This window comes from Legionella bozemanae, from assembly GCF_001648595.1.
GTDB lineage: Bacteria > Pseudomonadota > Gammaproteobacteria > Legionellales > Legionellaceae > Legionella > Legionella bozemanae.
In genome coordinates, this window is the sequence record NZ_LBAW01000005.1 from 221,218 (window position 1) to 241,376 (window position 20,159).

The following is a 20,159-nucleotide window of genomic DNA, read 5'->3' on the forward strand; positions in this document are numbered from 1 at the left end:
ATAAAAAAATAACTGATAAATATTTAATTCAAAACATTTAGACTTGTACACCTACTCCCGTCCATGCTAATGTGTTTTAATTTTGTGCGGAAATGAATCATGCGACAAATAGTAACTAAATTCGGCGGCACCAGCGTTTCAACTCGTAACACTTGGAATAATATTGCTTCCATAACTAAAAAACATATGAGCGCTGGGGTCCAGCCCGTTATCGTATGCTCCGCGCTAACGCAAATTTCTAACAAACTTGAAAAAGCCATTGAGGCTGCATTAATCAATGAGCACCAGAGCATCCTTGCTGACATTCGTCATGGGCATGTTAATCTTGCTGAACAGCTGGAAGTAGATTCTGAATTAGTTGCCAAAGATTTGTTGCAATTAGAGCAGTGGCTCACTGGCATTGCCTTATTAAAACAAGCCCCTGCGAAAACGCATGCAGAAATTTTAAGTATGGGCGAACTTATGATGACTCGCCTAGGCCATGCATTTCTCGAAAAAGAAGGAATCCATTGTAAATGGTATGATGCACGTGAACTTTTAACCAGTACACCATTTCCTGATGGGGTGTCTGCAAATTATCTGTCTGCTCGTTGTGAGAGTGAACATGATCCTGAGTTAGTTGAACAATTTATCTCGAGCGGTGCCCAAGCCATTATTACTCAAGGTTTTTTTGCTGCAAATCCTCAAGGCGAAACTGTTTTGTTAGGCCGTGGTGGCTCTGATACTTCGGCTGCTTTACTTGCTGGTAAGCTCCAAGCCTCATCTTGTGAAATCTGGACTGATGTTCCTGGAATTTATACTGCGAATCCTCATCAATTGCCACAAGCACGTTTATTAAAAAAATTAAATTATGATGAAGCCCAGGAAATTGCGACAATGGGAGCTAAAGTATTGCATCCCAATTGCATCCCCCCTGTTCGACGTGCCAATATTCCAATGTCGGTCAAATTTACACAAATGCCAGAACACTCGGGAACACTCATTACTAAAGATATTGATGAAACTGCACCATTAATTAAATCGATTCAAATCAAAAACAGTATTTTATTGATTTCTATAGATACCTTGCACATGTGGCAACAAGTTGGTTTTTTATCTGATGTATTTACAGCCTTCAAACATCATGGTTTCTCAGTAGACTTACTCTCTTCTTCTGAGTTTAACGTAACATTATCTCTGGATATCAATAGTAAAATACATGACCGGCCAGCAATTAATTCCTTACTCGCTGAATTGAATCAATTTGGCCGTGCCAAGCTTATTGAACCCTGTAGCGCTGTAAGCCTCGTAGGTCATCATATCAGAACTGTATTGCCGCAACTTGGCCCAGCTTTAGAGGTGTTTGAAGCCAAACAAGTCTATTTAATGTCACTCGCATCCAATGACTTGAACCTCACTTTTGTTGTTGATGAATCGCAGGCAAATCAATTATGTCAAAAGCTGCATCATTTACTCATAGAAAACAATCCCCAAATTTTCTATTATTCAAAAAGCTGGCATGAGGAGTTTGGTAAACCTACTGTTCGCGATATTCCATGGTGGGAAAAAGAGCGCGATCGTTTATTAACCATTGCTTCACTGAATTCGCCTTGTTATGTCTACCATAGCCCAACTCAAGCTGCTCGAGCCAAACAATTGTTGGCTTTAAAATCTATCGATACATTGTTTTATGCGATTAAGGCCAATCCTCATTCATCGATTTTAAAAACTATGGAAAAAGAAGGCATCGGTTTTGAATGTGTTTCTATCCAAGAGTTAGACAGAGTGTTGGAGCTCTTTCCTGACATAGACCGGAAACGAATTTTGTTTACCCCTAATTTTGCACCAAAAACGGAATACGAATATGCATTAAATCTTGAGTGTTATGTCACTATAGATAGCATATACCCCCTGGAGCATTGGCCTAATTTATTTAAAAATCGCGAGGTCATTATTCGAATTGACCCAGGAACTGGTGCGGGTCACCACAAGCATGTTTCAACTGGGGGAAATGAGTCAAAATTTGGTATTACACAAAATGATATTGACCAGGTTGTGGCACTAACCAAGAAACATAAAATCCAGGTAGTTGGTTTACATGCACATTCAGGTAGCGGCATTCTTACTCCGGAGTTATGGCAGCAGACGGCCTTAATGCTTGCCTCTCTAACAGAGCAATTCCCACATGCCAAATCCATTAATCTGGGTGGCGGCTTGGGTATCGTAGAAAAACCCGGGCAACAACCATTAGATTTTGCAAATATGGATGCTTTATTAATGGCAGTAAAATCACGTTATCCACACATTGAAATCTGGCTTGAGCCTGGTCGTTTTTTTGTTGCAGAAAGCGGCGTTATTCTTGCCAAAGTCACTCAATGTAAAGAAAAAGGTAAGGTAAAATTTGTGGGCATTGAAACAGGTATGAATTCATTAATTCGACCTTCCTTATATGGTGCCTACCATGAAATTGTCAATTTAAGTCGATTGCATGAAGAAAAAGCTGGCTTTTCTCATATAGTAGGTCCAATTTGTGAATCGGGAGATACCTTAGGCTATGATCGGTTATTACCTGTGACCGAAGAAGGTGATGTATTATTAATTGCCAATGCTGGAGCCTACGGTCGTTGCATGAGCTCACATTATAATTTACGTCCGCCTGCTCAAGAAATCGTTATAGACTAGGAGGCGGATGAGGGGATCTTTATTAGTCCCTTCTATTAGGACGTGTTGACCCACCTACGTGCCGCGGCTTGTTCGCGGCATCCAGGAAATAATTAAATTAAAAATGAGCTTAATTCTTAGAGTTAAGTATGATGTACCTATTTTAGTTGATTATGAAAATCATTAAAAACGATGTAGGAAGCGAAAGTTAAATTTAATTGAAGATCTAAATCCTCGGCAGCGTGTTCTATCTGAAGAAATCTGTCATTGAAGATCGTCTGGATGCCGCGAACAAGCCGCGGCACGTAGGTATGAGATAAATTGCCAACACCCACCTAATAGCAAAAAAATGTTTAAAAATATACAGGAATAAAAACAATGCTAGTCGACAATGATCAACGAAGCCAAGCCACAAATCCTTCCATATCATTTATCGTACAAGCTCCAGCAGGATCAGGTAAAACTGAAATTCTTACGCAGCGTTATTTGCGATTGTTAGGTACCGTAACTGCCCCCGAGCAAATTGTCGCATTAACGTTCACCCGTAAAGCCGCAAGTGAAATGCGTGAACGTATTGTGTTCGCATTACAACAAGCAGCGAGTAATATAAAAGCCAATACACCCCATCAACAAATGACGCTCGATTTTGCTCGTGCAGCTCTTCAGCGCGATAACCACTTTCAATGGAATTTACTCCATCAGCCAAATCGATTAAAAGTTATTACAATTGACTCTTTATGCCAAAGCATCAATCAGGCAATTCCTCTTTTGGAAAAACAAATTGCTTATTCACAGATTACTGAAAAAGCGAATAGTCATTATTTAAATGCTGGTCGACGCTGTATTCAGTTTGCACTAGCAACACCCGAATATCAAAAAGCGATAAAAACACTCTTGTTGCATGTCGATAATCGTCAGGATCGATTACTTGAATTATTTACTGCACTTCTTTCTCAAAGAGATCAATGGCTAGCTCCCCTCTTTCAAGCACGCACCCAAGAAAAATCAGCTTTTGAACGCGCACTGCGACTCATAGAGCAGCATGAATTAAAGCGGTTCACACAAAGTCTGCCCTCGCATTTGGCTCTTGAGTTAACTCACTGTGCTCGTGAATTGGCAATTATAGAAAATAATCCTCATTCACCACGTTATCCGCTAAAAGATTGGTATGATTTTCAACACACCAATCAAGAGATTGCAACCGCTTTAAGTAAACTCTTGCTTACCGGCGATGCGAATTTTCGCAAAAGTTTTGATCATCACGTTGGATTGCTCAGTAGCTCCTGTGCCCCGGATGAATATAAAAGACTCAAAAATGCCAGCAAAAAATTGCTCAACGAACTCAATGAATATCCTGATTTCCTTGAAGCATTAATTCAAGTCAGCAACTTACCCAAGCCAGAATATGATCCTGAACAATGGGAAGTTCTACAAGCACTCTTTTTGTTACTTCCCCTTCTTGTAGGTCATTTACACGTTTTGTTTAGCGAACAAAACGAAGTTGATTTCACTGCAATATCCCAGCAAGCATTAAGTGCATTAGGTGATGCAGAAAATCCTACCGACTTAGCTTTATATTTAGATCATACGCTTCATCACATTCTGGTTGATGAATTTCAGGATACCTCGATTACCCAGTTTGAATTGTTAACCAAACTTGTCAGTGGATGGCAGGAAGGTGATGGGAAAACTCTTTTTATCGTCGGTGATCCCATGCAATCCATTTACCGTTTTAGACAAGCAGAAGTAGGATTATTCTTTCGCGCCAAAGAACAAGGCATAGGCCCCGTCAAACTCCGATCGCTGCAGTTGTGCTGCAATTTTCGTTCAACACAAGCGATTGTAAATTGGGTAAATAATCAATTCACCAATATCTTCCCCAGGCAAGTTGATATAGAATCTGGTGCAGTTTCATTTCATCCCAGTGTAGATGTCATTCAAGATGAAAAACATAGTGCCATTCACGCCATTCAATTTAAAAATCGGGAACAGGAAGCCAAAAAACTCATAGAAATCATTCAATACGAATTGCAAACCCATCCTGAGCAAACTATGGCTATTCTGGTACGCTCAAGAACTCAACTTGCTGAAATCATTCGCCTCTTGCGTCAACATCAAGTTCCCTATCAGGGTACGGATATCACTTTATTAGCCAATCTAAGCCACTTGCGCGATGTTTGGTCATTAACCCAGGCTTTACTGACACCAGCAAACCGTCTCTCTTGGCTCGCGTTGCTTCATAGTCCTTACTGTGGTTTGGCTTTAAATGATATCCATGCCATAGCTCACTTTAATAAGAAAAAGTCGATTTACTTTGCCTTATTGCATTTAAACAAAATCCAGGGATTAAGCGAAGAAGGCAGAATTCGCGCTAATTTTTTTATACACGTCATGCACAAAGCGCTGGCTCAAAGGTATGAAAGCAGACTCTCAGGTTGGGTCATTCAAACTTTAAAAGAACTACACATCGACTCTATCCTAAACACCAATCAACTCAATGATCTCGAACAATTCTGGACCTTGCTTGACCGCTATGAACAAGACGGTCGTTTACCGGATATGAAAGAGTTTCTCTCTGAACTCAATAAACTCTATTCACAACAAGCAAATCCTTCTTGTTTACACGTCATGACCATTCATAAGTCCAAAGGACTTGAATTTGATACTGTATTTTTACCCGGTTTAGGCGCACAACCTAATCGTGGCGATAATCCAATGTTACGCTGGCTGAACTTACCGACGCAAAAACAAGGCAATTTATTACTCATGTCGCCTATACAAGCTGCACATCAAGAACATTGTGCTTTATATGATTATTTAAGCCAATTAGATGAAGTAAAAAGCCATTATGAGGCACAACGATTACTGTATGTTGCTGTGACTCGAGCAAAGTCACGTTTGTATTTAATGGATCATTCAGAACGATCCTCCAAGGCTTCATTTAAAAATCTTCTTAAGCATCTAGAATTTACTGAAAATGAACCCACGTTCCTTATTGAAGAAAGAAACTCGTCCCTGCCCAAACGCTTAAGTTTGCCGCTTGATTATTACAAAAACAAGGAGTCTGAAGTGTTCCATCTCAATATAAAAACAGAGCCTTCTCCTTTATCAACAAGTATTCCTCGACTCATTGGTATAGTAACTCATCAATTGTTGCAATGGATCTGTGATTATCATCCAAAAACCATAACGGAAATTCCCTGGGGCCTCGCTCATTATGAATTGAGGAAGTTAGGTTTCGATGACAAAACACAACATGAAGCACTATTGAGCATGCGGGGACAAATTGCCCGAATGTTTGAGGATCAAACGGGTTTTTGGATTATTAGCAAGCATGATCGGGAGCAAAACGAATACGAATTATTGGTGGAACAGCAAAATAGACCCATTACTCGCATCATTGATCGTACCTTTGAGGAACAAGGTAAACGCTGGATTATTGATTTCAAAACTGGGAAAGAAGATGAAGCTTCATTGATGAAACACCGACAACAATTACATGAATACGGTTCTTATCTATCAGAGCATACCTCCCTTCCTATCTATTGTGGTATTTATTATCTCCCCAGCAATCATTGGGTTAGTTGGCAATATGAGCATTCTGAACTGACAACTTGAGCACCACAAACAAATTCTATGAAATAATACTACTCTGCGCTATCATTCCTCTTTTGTGTTTTAAGGGCAATCCATGACCACTGAAAATACTGTAATCCACTTGATGAGTACCCTAAAAGATCCATTTCTTGGTCTTACAGGCAAAGAAATGAATTTACAGTGTAGTCTTGAAATAACAAATAATCAGTTGGTCATCAACCTAACTACTGGATTTCCCTGTCGCTTACTTGAAGAAAATTATAAACCCCTATTACTTACTGCATTAGAATCATCATTTCCAAATCAACAGATAGTAATTCACATCAATCAACGAATCAAACCACACAGAACTCAACTCGTTGGCAAAGGCTTGCGTGGAGTTAAAAACACTATTGCTGTAGCTTCAGGAAAAGGGGGCGTGGGAAAATCTACTGTAACCGTCAACTTAGCGACTGCATTAGCCCGCTTGGGTGCACAAGTAGGTATTTTAGATGCTGACATCTACGGTCCAAGCATGCCTTTAATGCTTGGCAAAACTGAACCGGTACAAATCAGTGGTGATCATTATCTTCCTGCAAAAGCGCATGGAATACAAACTATGTCTATTGGCTACCTAACACATGGCGAACAAGCACTTATCTGGCGAGGTCCTATGCTTGCTAAATCACTGATCCAAATGTTGGATATTACCCTTTGGAAGGATCTGGATTATTTGTTTATCGATTTACCGCCTGGAACCGGTGATATTCAATTGACTTTGGTACAAAAAATCCCCCTTACTGCTGCTATAGTAGTGACTACTCCACAAAATGTGGCAACCCTTGATGCACAAAAAGCCCTTACCATGTTTTCTAAAACAGGTATTGATGTACTGGGTATTATAGAAAATATGTCCACGCATATTTGCAGTCAATGCGGACATCAAGAAGCAATTTTTGGTGCAGGTGGAGCAGAAGCGCTTTGTGCCGCACACCAAACCACATTACTCGGACAACTTCCCTTAGATGGACGCATAAGACAAAACTGTGATGAAGGTTCGCCTACTGCGACTCAAGCTCGCGATAAGTTAACAGATACCTTGCTTAAAACAGCGATGAAGAGCGCTATTGAATTGTCTAAAAAACCAATTAATTATGCAGACAAATTCCCCAAAATTGTTGTTGAGTGAATTCTTTGGAGACAGGTATAATCGAGTAAGGCCATCCCTTATTCAACTACAATGCAATGAAGGGTAAAGTCCATTAAAATAATAACAATAAATAAATTGAGCCATGGAACGATTAATAATAATAACACTAAGTATCCTATACTCCTGCCTTGCCTTAGCCAAGTCTTCCTATCAAATTGATTTAATTATATTTGCCCATCCCAATCAAAACCCGGACATGGCCGTTGATGCACCTTTTATTCCCATAAGTGCAAATGCCATATCCTTGAAAGCGGATACAGAAAAATCGGGAAAACCTTATCGTTTGTTATCTCCATCTTCCTCAAGTCTACGCGATGAATATTACCTACTCACTCGAAAATCGCATTACCAAATTTTAGGGCATTACTCATGGAGGCAACCTGCTAATAATCAAAGTAGCGTCGCTTTGCCTGTAGTAGAGCATAATGGCTGGCAAATACAGGGTAAATTAAATGTGATACAAAGTAATTATTATTCTTTTGATGCAGAATTACAGGTATCGCCGCCTAGCAATCCACAATCCTCATTTACTGTATCACAAAAACAACGCCTAAAAGATGGTGTAGTTTATTATCTCGATAATGCTCAGATTGGCATGTTGGTTAAAATTCATAAATTGGGATAAATAGTTTGTAGCCTAAATGCCCCGCTATCTCTTAATCACATTTCTGCCTACGCCCCCACGACTTGTTCGCGGGGACCAGTGTTTTAATGCAGATCTTATGGATCCCGCGAACAAGCTCTGAGAGCTCTACGCAAAATTTGAATGTAACTTTATGTTTTCAAATGAAATATACTCAACTTTCTACGTACCGCGCATAAAGCACGGTACGTGTAGGGAGGTTAAATTCGCGTGGTTCTCTCAGGAACAAGCCGCGAGACATCAGAGTAAAATCGAACTAGTTTTTCAGAGATGTATATAAGATTCAGATGTATTCGTGGAACCCAGTTTTTTTTCACGAAGACCCTAGTTCAGCTGCGTACTCAGTTCCTATCAGTTTATTTTTTCCCTGGAGGAAAAATCTGATCAAATACTGTTGCCCCTCCCTCCACAACATGGTTCATTGCAGTGTTTACATCGGAAGATCTAGAATTAGCCTTGTTTGAAAAAAAGCCCCAAAAACCATTTCCCGATTGTTTGCTTCTGCCTACTTCATGCAGTCCAAATAATGCTGCAGCAGTAAGAGTCAGGGAGGCAAATGGACCTAATCTTCCATAAAAAGGGGACATAAATAAATTTCCAAAACTGATTAATGCACCAGTCTTTAATACTTTTTCAGGATTTATTTGATCTCTAGGCATGCTACTATTTCCTTGATAGGTATTTAAAAAGATACGTATTATGGACGCTTACTTTCACTAGGCATAATTTCGTCAAATATCGCCGCACCGCCAACTGCGATATTTGCCAGAGTATTTTGCACCTCTGTACTTTTATCACCAGTTATGCCCCCAAAAAAAGAATTCATACCATTTATTCCATTTCCAACAGGTCTTCTTTTTTTACCTATCTCATGTGCACCATATAAAAATGCGCCAGTCGCAACAATTGCTGTAGTCAAACCCAATTTTGCATCAACCCAGTACAATGGGGCTAAAATTGTATTTCCAAGCGCCAGTAACGCACCTGTCTTGCCTGCATCATCAATATTGATTTTATCTTGAGCCATATCAATTCCTTGTGATAATTAATTTGAATAATCAGACTATGTGAGCATCAATAAAATTGCAAGCATAAATTTAATACATCATAATGAACAATATTAAACCAAATACAATGTGAATTGAATTCACCCTACCTGCACATTATACTCTCATATAATGGAATCAACCTATGAGCTCATAATGTCTCCAAAAAGTCGAATTATTGATGCGCTCACTTTATGCCTCAAACAAAAATCCAATAAGGATTTTAAATTAAATAAATCAGCAGCTTATACTGGATTGGCTGACTTATATGAACACTATGCTTTGGAGAGTAACCCGGATCAATTTTTTGAAGCATTTGAACAATTATGTAAGATACCTGATAATTATCGACTTGGAGATAATCCAATTTTAGATAATTTTATCATTCAATTGGAAAAAGTTTTTCATCCCCAAAAACCGGAAAAAAAAGTTAGTCGCCCTACCCCATGGTGGCAAATTGAGCGAGAATCCTTGCTTACCATTGCAGAGACGCATTCACCTTGTTATGTATATCATAGCGCAACACAAATAACTCAAGCCAAACAATTACTGAACCTAAAATCAATCGATACTTTGTTTTATGCAATGAAAGCCAACTCCCATCCTTCGATTTTAAAAACATTGGAAAAAGAGAATATTGGTTTTGAATGCGTTTCAATTCAGGAATTAAAGCGAATCTTAGACCTATTTCCAGATATAGACAAAAAAAGAATATTATTTACCCCCAATTTTGCACCAAAAACAGAATATGAATTTGCAATGAATTTAGGGTGTTATGTGACAATAGATAATTTGTATCCTTTAACAAACTGGACTGAACTGTTTCAAAACCGCGATATCATTGTCCGTATCGACCCAGGTGCAGGTGCTGGTCATCACAAACATGTCGTAACAGGGGGAAATGAATCAAAGTTTGGCATTGACCAAAAAGATATAGAACATCTTAAAACCCTGACCCAGGAAAATAATATCCGTATCATTGGCTTACACTCGCATTCAGGAAGCGGGATTCTTACCCCTGAACTTTGGGAACAAACTGCTTTAATGCTCACATCGCTCATTGAGCAATTCCCCAATACTCAATTCATTAACTTAGGCGGCGGTTTAGGGATTGTTGAAAAACCAGGGCAAAAATCTTTGGATCTTCAAAAACTCGATGCACGATTATTGGCAGTAAAATTACATTGCCCTCATTTAAAATTCTGGATGGAACCCGGTCGCTTTTTTGTTGCAGAAAGCGGTGTCATCCTGGCAAAGGTCACTCAATGTAAAGAAAAAGGTAAAGTAAAATTTGTGGGCATTGAAACAGGTATGAATTCACTAATTCGACCCTCCTTATATGGTGCCTACCATGAAATTGTCAACTTAAGTCGATTGCATGAAGAAAAAGCTGGCTTTTCACATGTGGTAGGTCCGATTTGCGAATCAGGAGATACTTTGGGATACGACCGTTTATTACCTGCTACATATGAAGGAGACATCATTTTAATTGCTAACACGGGAGCCTACGGGCACTGTATGAGTTCTCATTACAATTTACGATCACCCGCACATGAAATTATTTTAACAGCGTAAATTATAAATTTTTATATTTTTCTAATCTGAAGCTCTTACCTTTAGCTGAACAATTTTAAATCATTGTGAATTGAATTAAATTAACATGTCATTTATAATCGCAAAATCAAAAAAGAGGGGTAAACTATGCCAAGCCAAGGCAAAATTATTAGCGCAGTAAATCTTTGTCTGAAACAAAAAAATAATATCGATTTTGAATTGAATAAAAAAGGAATTTGTGCCGGACTTGCTGCTTTATATATCAAATATGCTTTAGAAAATAAAACCTCACAATTTTTTTATTTGCTTGATAAGTTGGCTACCCTGCCCAGTACTTATAGTTTTGGTAGCAATAATGCTATTGATCAGTTCATAATCCAAGTTGAAAAAGCATTCCGTACTGAGGAGTTCAGTCATTATGAAATCCTGCAAAGTGATATTGAAAAACTCTTGCACATTGGAAATAAACCGTTAAGAAATGAATTTAATTTAGGACTTATAACGGATGAAGAACACTGGAAAGAAATTTTCAAAAAAATTGCCCGCAATAATCGATCCTATTTAATTTTCAGTAAAAATCATGCAATCGCTTTATCTATCGAAAATGGAAAATATATTTATACTGTTTACGATCCTAATTACAATAGAGAAACAAAAGAATTTGAAACAGTTGATGAATTAATCAAGGAAATTAAAGACTGTTTTGAATATAACGATGATTCTTTTGGTTTGGTAATTCGTGCATTTGCGCATCCCAATGCAACTCCTGAACACTACCCTTCTCATGATGAATTACATCAAATTGCCTTTGTGGGCCAGACAAGTGCAAATTCAAGTTTTTTTGCAGCTTTGGCGCGAGATATCGACACCCTAAAGTACTTATTTCAACAAAATAAAATCAACTACACCAACTTAGGAAAGGAATATTTTCGTCCCGAATTTAATGATTTTTTATTGCAACAACCTAAATCATCCATTTTAAAAAATGCCATCTTGCGAGGAATTCTGCTCACTTTGTTTGGAAATCTTAAAGAAACAGAAAAGCTAATTGCTCATTATCTTCAAACATACTCTACAAGAGAAGAACAAGATGAATTAAAAAATGAACTGCAGAGGCTTCTTAATGAACCAGTAAAAGAACGTTTGTTATTAATGAAAAAAGAGGCAGATTACAGTAAAATATTAAAGTTATTTGATCAGTTAAGTCTCTCTCAAGAACCTAAAAATCAAACAACTTATAACCATTTGCAACTTCTAACTTTTGTTAAAAACGAAATAGATACTGTTACAATAAATCATTTTTTAAGTAAGTTATCTCCAGAACAAATAATAAAACAAATTCAATGTGCTGCCATTGCCAACCAACATCATGTTTTAAATCTGTTAATCAATCAATTAACGACTTCCAAAATTGATCCCACGTCATTCCCTTCCATTTTTAATAAAGAAGTGATCCAAGAAATTAACGTGATTACCCTGAAAAGACTTCTCGAAAATGGGTTTACTGTAGATATTCAAGCCCCAGATTTACTCACGCTATGCATGGAACGTAATGATAAAACTATTTTCGAAATTTATGCACGCGCCTGGGCGGAGCAAACAAAACAGTCTACAATTTGGGAAAATATTGATAAACATGAGTACCAGTTAATTGATTTAAACACTCTCGTAGGTTCAACTAACTTGCTCAATATATTGACTTTCCTGAGAAAAAATGAGCACATCAAAAATGCCTGGAAAGATAATCTTCCTGAAGAAGTGATCAAGGGGGCGCTTACTATTGCCATATTGAACGGCAATAAAGAAATGAGCCTATTTCTTCAGGAGAAACTGGAAGCTAAAAAAAGTCATCTTGAACTGGAAACATTGGAATTTCTCTATAAAAAAGGATTAGCAGAAGAAAACTTATCGATTTTGTCCACACTCGTCCAATTAAATTTCAATGTCTTGCACAACACCCAGGATATACGCGCATTATTCATGTTATGTTTTGATTATGATGACTATTCAATCATCGAAAAGTGTTTTGCAAAAGCGAGTCCTAAGATAAAGCAGCTCCTTTTGGAATACAGTTTAAACTGGAACATTGGGCCTGTAATAACACTTTGCTTGCAAAAAGAACCTCAACTTTTTAATGCGTATCTTAATGATTCAATCACCAATCTTAGAAAACTGACTAAACTCAATAGAGCAATGAATGCGCACCCTCTTCCCCCCGATACGCTTTCATTGAATCTTAATACCTCGGAACAAAAAAAAGCAATCAAGGATTGTTTTAAAAATAAACTTCTCAATCTGGCAAAAACATTATGTAACAAAGTCGTTTGGGAGGAAGATGAACTCGATAAACTTCTTGAAGAGTTAATTCTGGACAAAAATGAAAATGGAATCATATGCTTGCTCCAAAATTTCCCAGCATTGAAGCAAAAACCAAAACTTGTACCCATGCTGGCACAAAATAATTTGTTTAAATCTATAGATTTTTTATTGGCTAAAGATCAAATTGCCATCGAACAAGAATTATCCGAGCAAATTTTTGCTTCAGCTTTAGCCAATAATTATAAAAACTTAGTCGCCCGATTTTTAAAACTAGGAAGAGTAACACCTGATACTCAATTCAAGCGACCTCTTGTAGAATTGCTTAAACAAGCAATAGAAAGAGGCCATGATTCGGTTTTAGAACCATTTATTGAATCCAGCCTTAATTTCGGATTGGATTTCAAAGAATTGTTTCTTTTTAGCTGTGCCCAAAAGCAAGCAAAAATAGCCAATCTGCTGCTTACCAAAGAATTTATTCTGAGTCCCACTGAAAAACAAAGTGCAATTCAACAATTATTTGGCGAGCAAGCTGCTTCCACTCTGTTTGATACAATCTATGCACAAGGTTATGGCAGGCTTTATCAATTAATGTTAAAGACGAATGTACAAAACCCTAGAGCCTCATTACTAAGCTCCATTAAAAATCGAGAACACGATCCTTTATTCCAAAATACTGCGCTGTATTTAAATCCTTTAAAACGCGCGATTAAAGAAAAAAATGGGGAGATATTTAATACCTTGTTTAGGCAAAGTGATCTTCCATGTGAACCCGATGAAAGTATTTTAAATTTTTTAAAAGATCCAGTTCTTTTTGCAAAAGTGTTCCCTTTATTTGAAAAAAAATACGGTCTAAAAAAATTATTAGATGAAGCCTTTAAACAAAAAAAATGGGCGACGTTAGCCAATCTTATTGAGAATAAAGAACTGGCTGATTTGGATGCGAATCTCCAACAGGGTGTTCAAGAGCATGGTATGGATATCATCATGACATACTTGGAAAATCTCGAAGCTCATTATGATAAAACCGACGTCCGTCCACAGCTGTTTAAACTTCTAGCGAACACAAACCCATATATTCTTACTCGATTGGCAGTTCCATATCGGGAGGTAATTCAAAAAACTCTGGAACGTATTGAGTTTAATATGTTAGAAAAGCAACTCGATTTAAACAATCAAATTTATCGTTATACTTTTAACAGTTTGCCATTTAAGCAAGCGCTTGACGAACTGGGTAAAATATTCGAGGAATGCCAAAAAATCATTAAAGAACAGAAAATTGATCTCGCTCAATCCATTGAAAATGCAGGGCTAGTAAGCCATCTGGCGCAAATAAAAAGTATTATGGCAGCACAAGATATTTCTCCAAATTATTTGAGCGAAGAACATGAAGAACTTCTGGAAAAATTGATAGAAAACCCTCGATTTAAACACATTTGTCAATTGGAATTTAAGCTTTACTGCTTACTCAGACAATTCAAAAAACCACTTTCAAGGCAAAGTGAAGAAACTCAAAAAGAATTCAATGCAACAATCAAGTTACTTCGTGAAGCCTTAGCACAAGCAAACTTACCAGAACATTTTGTTTTGCCCGAGATTCAAGGCTATTTCCCACCACCTCCATCCGTGAGTTCACCAAGACTACAAGAGAATAAAGAACTCTTACCCTCTAAATCAGTTGCACGACCCCATCTAGCAACATTGAAAAAAAGATGCACTGCAGCATTAGATTATTATCTACAACATCGTGATCAAACTTTAAGCTTGTTTTCTTATTTTTTTGATTATTATCGTGGACAAACTCGTGCCGAACATTACAGAAACTTAATTCAATTGGCACAAACAGAACAAGAATTATGCCTTATTGAATATGCAATCTTAGTTAATGATGATGGAACTCAATTAAAAAAAGATTTAGTGTCACAACTAAAATTTAAAGATGAACATGCTGCTAAAGAAAATCTCAAAAGAGTTATTCGACATTCTTATGCTAAGGAAGAGTTACCTCACCTTGACGAATTGATTGATTCAATCAATCAAAAAATTAATAAAGATGATACTACAGCTACTCTTACCCTATTCCACGATGAATTAACCTATTTAAAACAAATAAATAATCCCAAAAGTAGTTTGAGCAATCATTCTTTTTTTCATGCTAAAAAGCAAGATTCAGACCCTGGTTTTTGGCAGTGGATTGCAAACTGGCTTGGTTTTGGCAGTTCTATTACCGAGGAAAATAGATTGTCTTTAAGACAATAAACAAATAAAGAAACTATTGTAGCTATGATTACACTGTGCGCTATAACCGTCAAGCGAAGCAAAAAGCAGATGTTGTCCTGCGAAGACAGGAATCCATCCCTGATGGAGCACATTGCCAATATAAAAATAAACCCCCACCTTGCGCAGGCTATGCGTGGCCTCTCGGACGCATATTCAGTCTAATTTTATTTTTTTAGAAAATATTCTCCATGAATAAATTATGCTAGGATGAGACATTATTTACTCTTTGTGATAACCTGATGCAGGACGCACTAAAAAAATTTTTTCAAAAATACCCACAGGCAGAAGCTCCTTTTATGCATGAACAACTCGCTGAATGGAGTGTCACACGTCCTCTGACTGGATTACGGGTGCTCCATCATGTTCCTGTAGTAACGAATACTTTATTAAAAATAGCATGCTTACTTGAAGCAGGCGCTGATGTTACAATCACTAATCCTACAGACTTTTGTTATGCTCATCCGCACGCGGTATCCTCTTTAAACGAAGCAAAAATTCGATACGTAGAAGATCCACGCTCACTTGTCGGGGAAACGTTTGATCTTTATTTTGATTGTGGCGCTCAGCTTTATCAATTTTTGGGAAAACCCCAAATTGGTGCAATCGAATTAACTGGTTCTGGTGATCAGTTTTATCGACAACAAACGCTTAACTTTCCTGTAATTAGTGTTGATCGCACATTGACAAAACAACTCGAAACAGTTTTTGGATGCGCTGAAAGCAGTCATATGGCTCTGGCTCAATTGACAGGAATCAACACGGCAGAAACATCATGGATTATATTTGGTTTTGGAAAAATTGGCCGCGGACTTGCCTATTTTTGCAGTCAAAATAAAGTTCCTGTCGTTGTTGTAGATCCAAATAAAAAACAACGAAATTTGGCCCAAAATTTGGGTATAAAAGCGATTGATCCTCAGGATTTCAGCGAGTTAGAGCGTGCATTAATCGAAGCAAATGTAGTTGTGACCGCAACCGGACAAAAAGCAATTATGAGTGATTATCCTCACTTCTGGTTTAGTGGAAAAATTCTGGCGAATTTAGGCATCTATGATGAGTTTGGCCCTCATTTTAGTGATGAAGAGGTTTTAAATCATAAAATGCCCGTTAATTTTGTACTAAATGATCCCACCCCAATGAAATATATCGATCCGGAATTTTATATCCATAACCTTGTTGCATTAATGTTACTGAAAGAAAAACTAACGCCAGGGGTACATGGAATATCATCAACATTAGATCATAGTATTATTGAGCGCTGGTGTGCCTACCACTCATTTCCCTTAGACAAAATTAATGCCTGGTTGTATTTGTAATCTGCTTTGTAGCCTGGGTGCAGTGCAGCAAAACTCGGGATCAAAGAGTTCACGCCCCCAACCTTGGGTTCCGCTGCGCACCCAATCTACAATAAGTGCTCACGTTTTTTAAAATAAATTTACACTTTCTCCATGATGCTATATATTTCGTCTTTTTTGTCGAAACAGAGTTAATGAATTTATTAGCCTCAACACATTCATGCAAATCCAAAAGAACCACCATATGGTTAGTCGGCGTATTTTTTCTATTATTTCAATTTTTCTTACAATTATCTTCGGGAATTGTTATTGGCGCGATAATGCATGAAAAACACCTTACCGCATTCACTGCCGGCCTATTAAGTAGCGCTTTTTATTATGTCTACACCACAATGCAAATTCCTGTAGGGCTTCTTTTTGATCGATTTAATACACGAACCTTAATGTCCTTAAACGCACTCTTATGCGCCCTGGGCTGTTTTTTATTTTCTACAGGATATAACTTATTTGTGTTATTTCTCGGTCGTCTCATTATAGGTGGAGGCTCCGCTTTTGCATTTGTGGGTATGACGCGAATACTACGCCAACATTACCCTCTCAAACAATATGCTTTTATGATTGGGCTCACCGAAACTCTAGGATTTACTGTTACTGTATTTAGCATGATTGGAATGGGATCACAGATAAATCGCATTAGCTGGCATTATTTTCTTGCGGGATCCGGTGCCATTGGTCTTTTAATTGCTGTTTTATGTGCAGCTTTTATTCCCAGTAACAAGCCCGTAATTAATGATTATCAGCAGTATAAAAAATATTTAGTGCTCATGTTAAAAAATAAATTGGTTTGGTTTAATGGATTATTTGTTGGATTAGAGTTTTCTGTCATTACTGTTTTTGCTGCAATGTGGGCCGTTCCTTTTCTCCAGTTAAAATTAAAGTGTTCTCTAGAATGTGCCAGTATTCTTACCTCAATGATCTTACTAGGAGCCGGGTTAAGTTGTCCCATTTATGGTTGGCTCTCCATTCAACTATCTCGGCGCAAACCGCTAATCCATATTTCATGTTTATCAACTGCTATTTTATTCATTCTCGTTCTTTATTTACCAATACAGCACATGCTTCTTGTTGGAGTTATGTTGTTTGCAATTGGACTATGTTGTGGCGCATATATGCTTGCCTTTACCATTGCGAATGAACTGGCACCGCCAGAATCACTCTCTGCCTGCACAGGTTTCACTAATACCTTAGCTATGGCCACTGCTCCCCTACTGCAACCGCTCGTAGGTTATTTACTCGACTATTTCAAAGGCAATACGAATATCCATACTTTAGGTGATTATCAATCTACTCTTTTAATCATCCCAGCTGCGTTAATTATCGCCAGTGTTTTATCACAATTTCTTCCTGAAAAAGAGGCGTGATGGATAATGTTTTGCTTTTCTCTTTTCTTGCTTTTTTAAGGGCAAATTACCTCATGAGAGCGATTTATGCTTAAAAAATAGATGAAGTTATCTCAAAAATCTCACTCTGCTTGCTTTGATTAATAAAACCTTAATAATTTAGCTATAAAATAAGCAAATATTGGTCAGAATGTAGTTATTTTCATATGACAGAAGCCAAGAGAGATCGTCCTAAAAAAGAAATAACCCACTTTGTCGTATTGGGTGATAGCCTTTCCGACGGTAAAAACATGGGTGAAAAGTTTTCTTTTCTAGGCCCATGGATCAACGGATTATGGAAAAAAACATTAGGATTAGATAAGTCTCCTAAAGAACGTTTCACGAATGGTTATACTTGGGCAGATGTGCTTAGAGCTACTCTTATCAGCAAATTCCTTAATGATGATAAAATAAAAAAAGATTCTGCACGTCGTTTTGGAAGATATAACCTGGATAATGCAGATATAGGAGATGATGTTCTTTTTCAACCACCTCAAAAAAAAGATAGATATACTGAGGATGAAATTACCTCAGAAATAAGAGAGGTAAGACGCAAAAAGCGAATAGAGGCTAGAGAAGAAGGACATCTATTTACGACAGAGGAGCCAATAAATCATAGGCATATAGTAGATAATACGGATATAGCTGATGTTGCAATCGCGCATCGACATAAAACGAATGCTCAACGTGAGGTCATTCAGAGAAAAAGGGCACTTTTAAAAGCTCCTGCTCTGCGAGAATCTTCTGATGATATATCTGACCAGGTAATAACAGATCCCCGTTATAGAAAAGACATTGAAGAATATTATTCACTCGATAACGGCCGTACTGCTCAATATAACGGGCAAAATTTCTTTGCCAATTACGCCCAAGGTGGTGCAACATCCCACGATTACAGTTGGAGTGGTCTTTTTCTTTCTCTTCTTTCTCCGTTTACTTCAATAAAGCTTTTTTTCACTCGCTTAATGGTATCCAACTTGACCAAGCAGGTGGATCAATTCTTAGAAGACGTTGAAAAACAAGAAATTTCCGACGAAAAAGAAAAAACCTTGGTTACTGTATTTTCTGGAGCCAATGATTTAATTACAGCTAATGCAGAACCAACAAGAGAAGCAGCTGATCTGGCTATAAAAAGTAACCTTGAGAATATTAAGAAATTAATGGATAAAGGTTATAAAAATATTGTTCTATGTAATTTGCCTGACTTGTCATTAACCCCACGTTTCCAGAATAAGTCTGAATCAGAACGAAATAATGCTCAAAAAATAGTAAAAGATTATAATGATAAATTAGAAAAGAAACTCGAAGAGCTCAAAAAAGATTACCCAAATTGTTCTATCGACCTTTTCGATATTAATGCTGTCTTTACGAAAGTTTATACCGATGTCGAGAAGAATGGTCAACAATCAAAATACGCTCAATTCTTTGACGCCGCAAAACTAAAAGAAGCCTACAAAGATTCACCAGATTATAAGATGAATCCTGATGGAACATCTCCAGGTTCCAAACATATGTTTTGGGATGATGTTCATCCAACCGCCACCATGCATGCCTTGTTGATGTCTGAATTTTACAAAAGTAAAGAAATCCTGGGTCAATACACAATATCAGCGCCAAAAGAGCAAAGCACCAAACATTTGTGCGATATATTTCAACAAAAATATCATGAAAAATTGGACAATACTTGGTTTAAATTTTTGAGTTGGAATAAAGAACTTCCTATTGACTATAGTGAACCAGAAAAAGCACTTATCACCATATTGCGCTATGCACTCGATAAACATAACAAGCAGGCAGACTTGGTACGTGCCGCGATGACCGATTTAGGTTGGTGGGTCAATGATGAGCCTAATATGTGTATTCCTGCTCTAGCCGATGCCATGTGGGTTTTTAACCCTAAATTAGCACAGCAGTTAGAAGCACAATTAGATCCCCATCTAGAACAATCCAAACCTAGTTCGCCTAAAATGATGGTAGGCGCATTAGGGGTAGCACCTCATAAAAAAGCCATTCCTCCTGAGCTTGCTTTGCCCCCTGAAGTAGAGAAAAGATTAGAGAGAATGCAAAAAACTCAAGTACTTCGAGATGATAATGCTAAGGTAGGTTCAACTTTGGATGGCCAAGATCAGGTAATAAGAGATACTTTGACTTTTGTTTGAGGTA

At 37.6% G+C, this 20,159-nt stretch carries 10 protein-coding genes and 1 pseudogene; 9 read left to right on the top strand and 2 right to left on the bottom strand.

Features of this window, described 5'->3' with window-relative positions; genetic code table 11:
- The first annotated feature begins 99 nt into the window (after positions 1-99).
- The 4 genes from A8O27_RS06560 (at position 100) to A8O27_RS06575 (ending at position 8,051) form a co-directional block, all read left to right on the top strand.
- Positions 100-2,661 carry a bifunctional aspartate kinase/diaminopimelate decarboxylase gene (locus A8O27_RS06560; RefSeq protein WP_058459166.1) on the top strand — a complete coding sequence of 854 codons (2,562 nt, stop codon included), beginning with the start codon at positions 100-102 and terminating at the stop codon, positions 2,659-2,661.
- Between the two features lie 357 nt (positions 2,662-3,018).
- Positions 3,019-6,258: a UvrD-helicase domain-containing protein gene (locus A8O27_RS06565; protein WP_058459165.1), complete on the top strand. Its 3,240-nt coding sequence runs from the start codon at positions 3,019-3,021 to the stop codon at positions 6,256-6,258.
- Positions 6,259-6,331: 73 nt separating this feature from the next.
- Entirely contained in the window at positions 6,332-7,405 is a 1,074-nt protein-coding gene (gene apbC, locus A8O27_RS06570) for an iron-sulfur cluster carrier protein ApbC (RefSeq protein WP_058459164.1), read from the top strand.
- A gap of 103 nt (positions 7,406-7,508) precedes the next feature.
- Positions 7,509-8,051 (top strand): CsiV family protein, encoded by a 543-nt coding sequence (locus tag A8O27_RS06575; RefSeq protein WP_058459163.1) that lies wholly within the window; start codon positions 7,509-7,511, stop codon positions 8,049-8,051.
- Positions 8,052-8,425: 374 nt separating this feature from the next.
- Here A8O27_RS06575 and A8O27_RS06580 read toward each other — a convergent pair whose 3' ends face one another.
- On the bottom strand, positions 8,426-8,728 hold the full coding sequence (locus A8O27_RS06580) for a hypothetical protein (RefSeq protein ID WP_058459162.1): 303 nt from the start codon (positions 8,726-8,728) through the stop codon (positions 8,426-8,428).
- A gap of 38 nt (positions 8,729-8,766) precedes the next feature.
- Entirely contained in the window at positions 8,767-9,096 is a 330-nt protein-coding gene (locus A8O27_RS06585) for a hypothetical protein (protein ID WP_058459161.1), read from the bottom strand.
- A 454-nt stretch (positions 9,097-9,550) separates the two neighbouring features.
- On the opposite strand from A8O27_RS06585, the pseudogene lysA reads away from it, so the two are divergent.
- The 5 genes and pseudogenes from lysA to A8O27_RS06610 all read left to right on the top strand — a co-directional run.
- Positions 9,551-10,690, top strand: a pseudogene (gene lysA, locus A8O27_RS06590) (diaminopimelate decarboxylase); the annotation flags it as partial.
- Between the two features lie 126 nt (positions 10,691-10,816).
- Positions 10,817-15,244: a YopT-type cysteine protease domain-containing protein gene (locus tag A8O27_RS06595; RefSeq protein ID WP_058459160.1), complete on the top strand. Its 4,428-nt coding sequence runs from the start codon at positions 10,817-10,819 to the stop codon at positions 15,242-15,244.
- 260 nt (positions 15,245-15,504) lie between these two features.
- On the top strand, positions 15,505-16,578 hold the full coding sequence (locus A8O27_RS06600) for a saccharopine dehydrogenase NADP-binding domain-containing protein (protein ID WP_058459159.1): 1,074 nt from the start codon (positions 15,505-15,507) through the stop codon (positions 16,576-16,578).
- A 173-nt stretch (positions 16,579-16,751) separates the two neighbouring features.
- Positions 16,752-17,978: an MFS transporter gene (locus A8O27_RS06605; protein ID WP_082642434.1), complete on the top strand. Its 1,227-nt coding sequence runs from the start codon at positions 16,752-16,754 to the stop codon at positions 17,976-17,978.
- A 185-nt stretch (positions 17,979-18,163) separates the two neighbouring features.
- Positions 18,164-20,155 (top strand): SGNH/GDSL hydrolase family protein, encoded by a 1,992-nt coding sequence (locus A8O27_RS06610; RefSeq protein ID WP_058459158.1) that lies wholly within the window; start codon positions 18,164-18,166, stop codon positions 20,153-20,155.
- Positions 20,156-20,159: the final 4 nt, after the last annotated feature.

What these genes read in the sequence shown, in the direction of transcription:
- A8O27_RS06560 (WP_058459166.1), top strand. Translation starts at nt 100, where the DNA reads ATGCGACAAATAGTAACTAAATTCGGCGGCACCAGCGTTTCAACTCGT.
- A8O27_RS06565 (WP_058459165.1), top strand. Translation starts at nt 3,019, where the DNA reads ATGCTAGTCGACAATGATCAACGAAGCCAAGCCACAAATCCTTCCATA.
- apbC (WP_058459164.1), top strand. Translation starts at nt 6,332, where the DNA reads ATGACCACTGAAAATACTGTAATCCACTTGATGAGTACCCTAAAAGAT.
- A8O27_RS06575 (WP_058459163.1), top strand. Translation starts at nt 7,509, where the DNA reads ATGGAACGATTAATAATAATAACACTAAGTATCCTATACTCCTGCCTT.
- A8O27_RS06580 (WP_058459162.1), bottom strand. Translation starts at nt 8,728, where the DNA reads ATGCCTAGAGATCAAATAAATCCTGAAAAAGTATTAAAGACTGGTGCA.
- A8O27_RS06585 (WP_058459161.1), bottom strand. Translation starts at nt 9,096, where the DNA reads ATGGCTCAAGATAAAATCAATATTGATGATGCAGGCAAGACAGGTGCG.
- A8O27_RS06595 (WP_058459160.1), top strand. Translation starts at nt 10,817, where the DNA reads ATGCCAAGCCAAGGCAAAATTATTAGCGCAGTAAATCTTTGTCTGAAA.
- A8O27_RS06600 (WP_058459159.1), top strand. Translation starts at nt 15,505, where the DNA reads ATGCAGGACGCACTAAAAAAATTTTTTCAAAAATACCCACAGGCAGAA.
- A8O27_RS06605 (WP_082642434.1), top strand. Translation starts at nt 16,752, where the DNA reads ATGAATTTATTAGCCTCAACACATTCATGCAAATCCAAAAGAACCACC.
- A8O27_RS06610 (WP_058459158.1), top strand. Translation starts at nt 18,164, where the DNA reads ATGACAGAAGCCAAGAGAGATCGTCCTAAAAAAGAAATAACCCACTTT.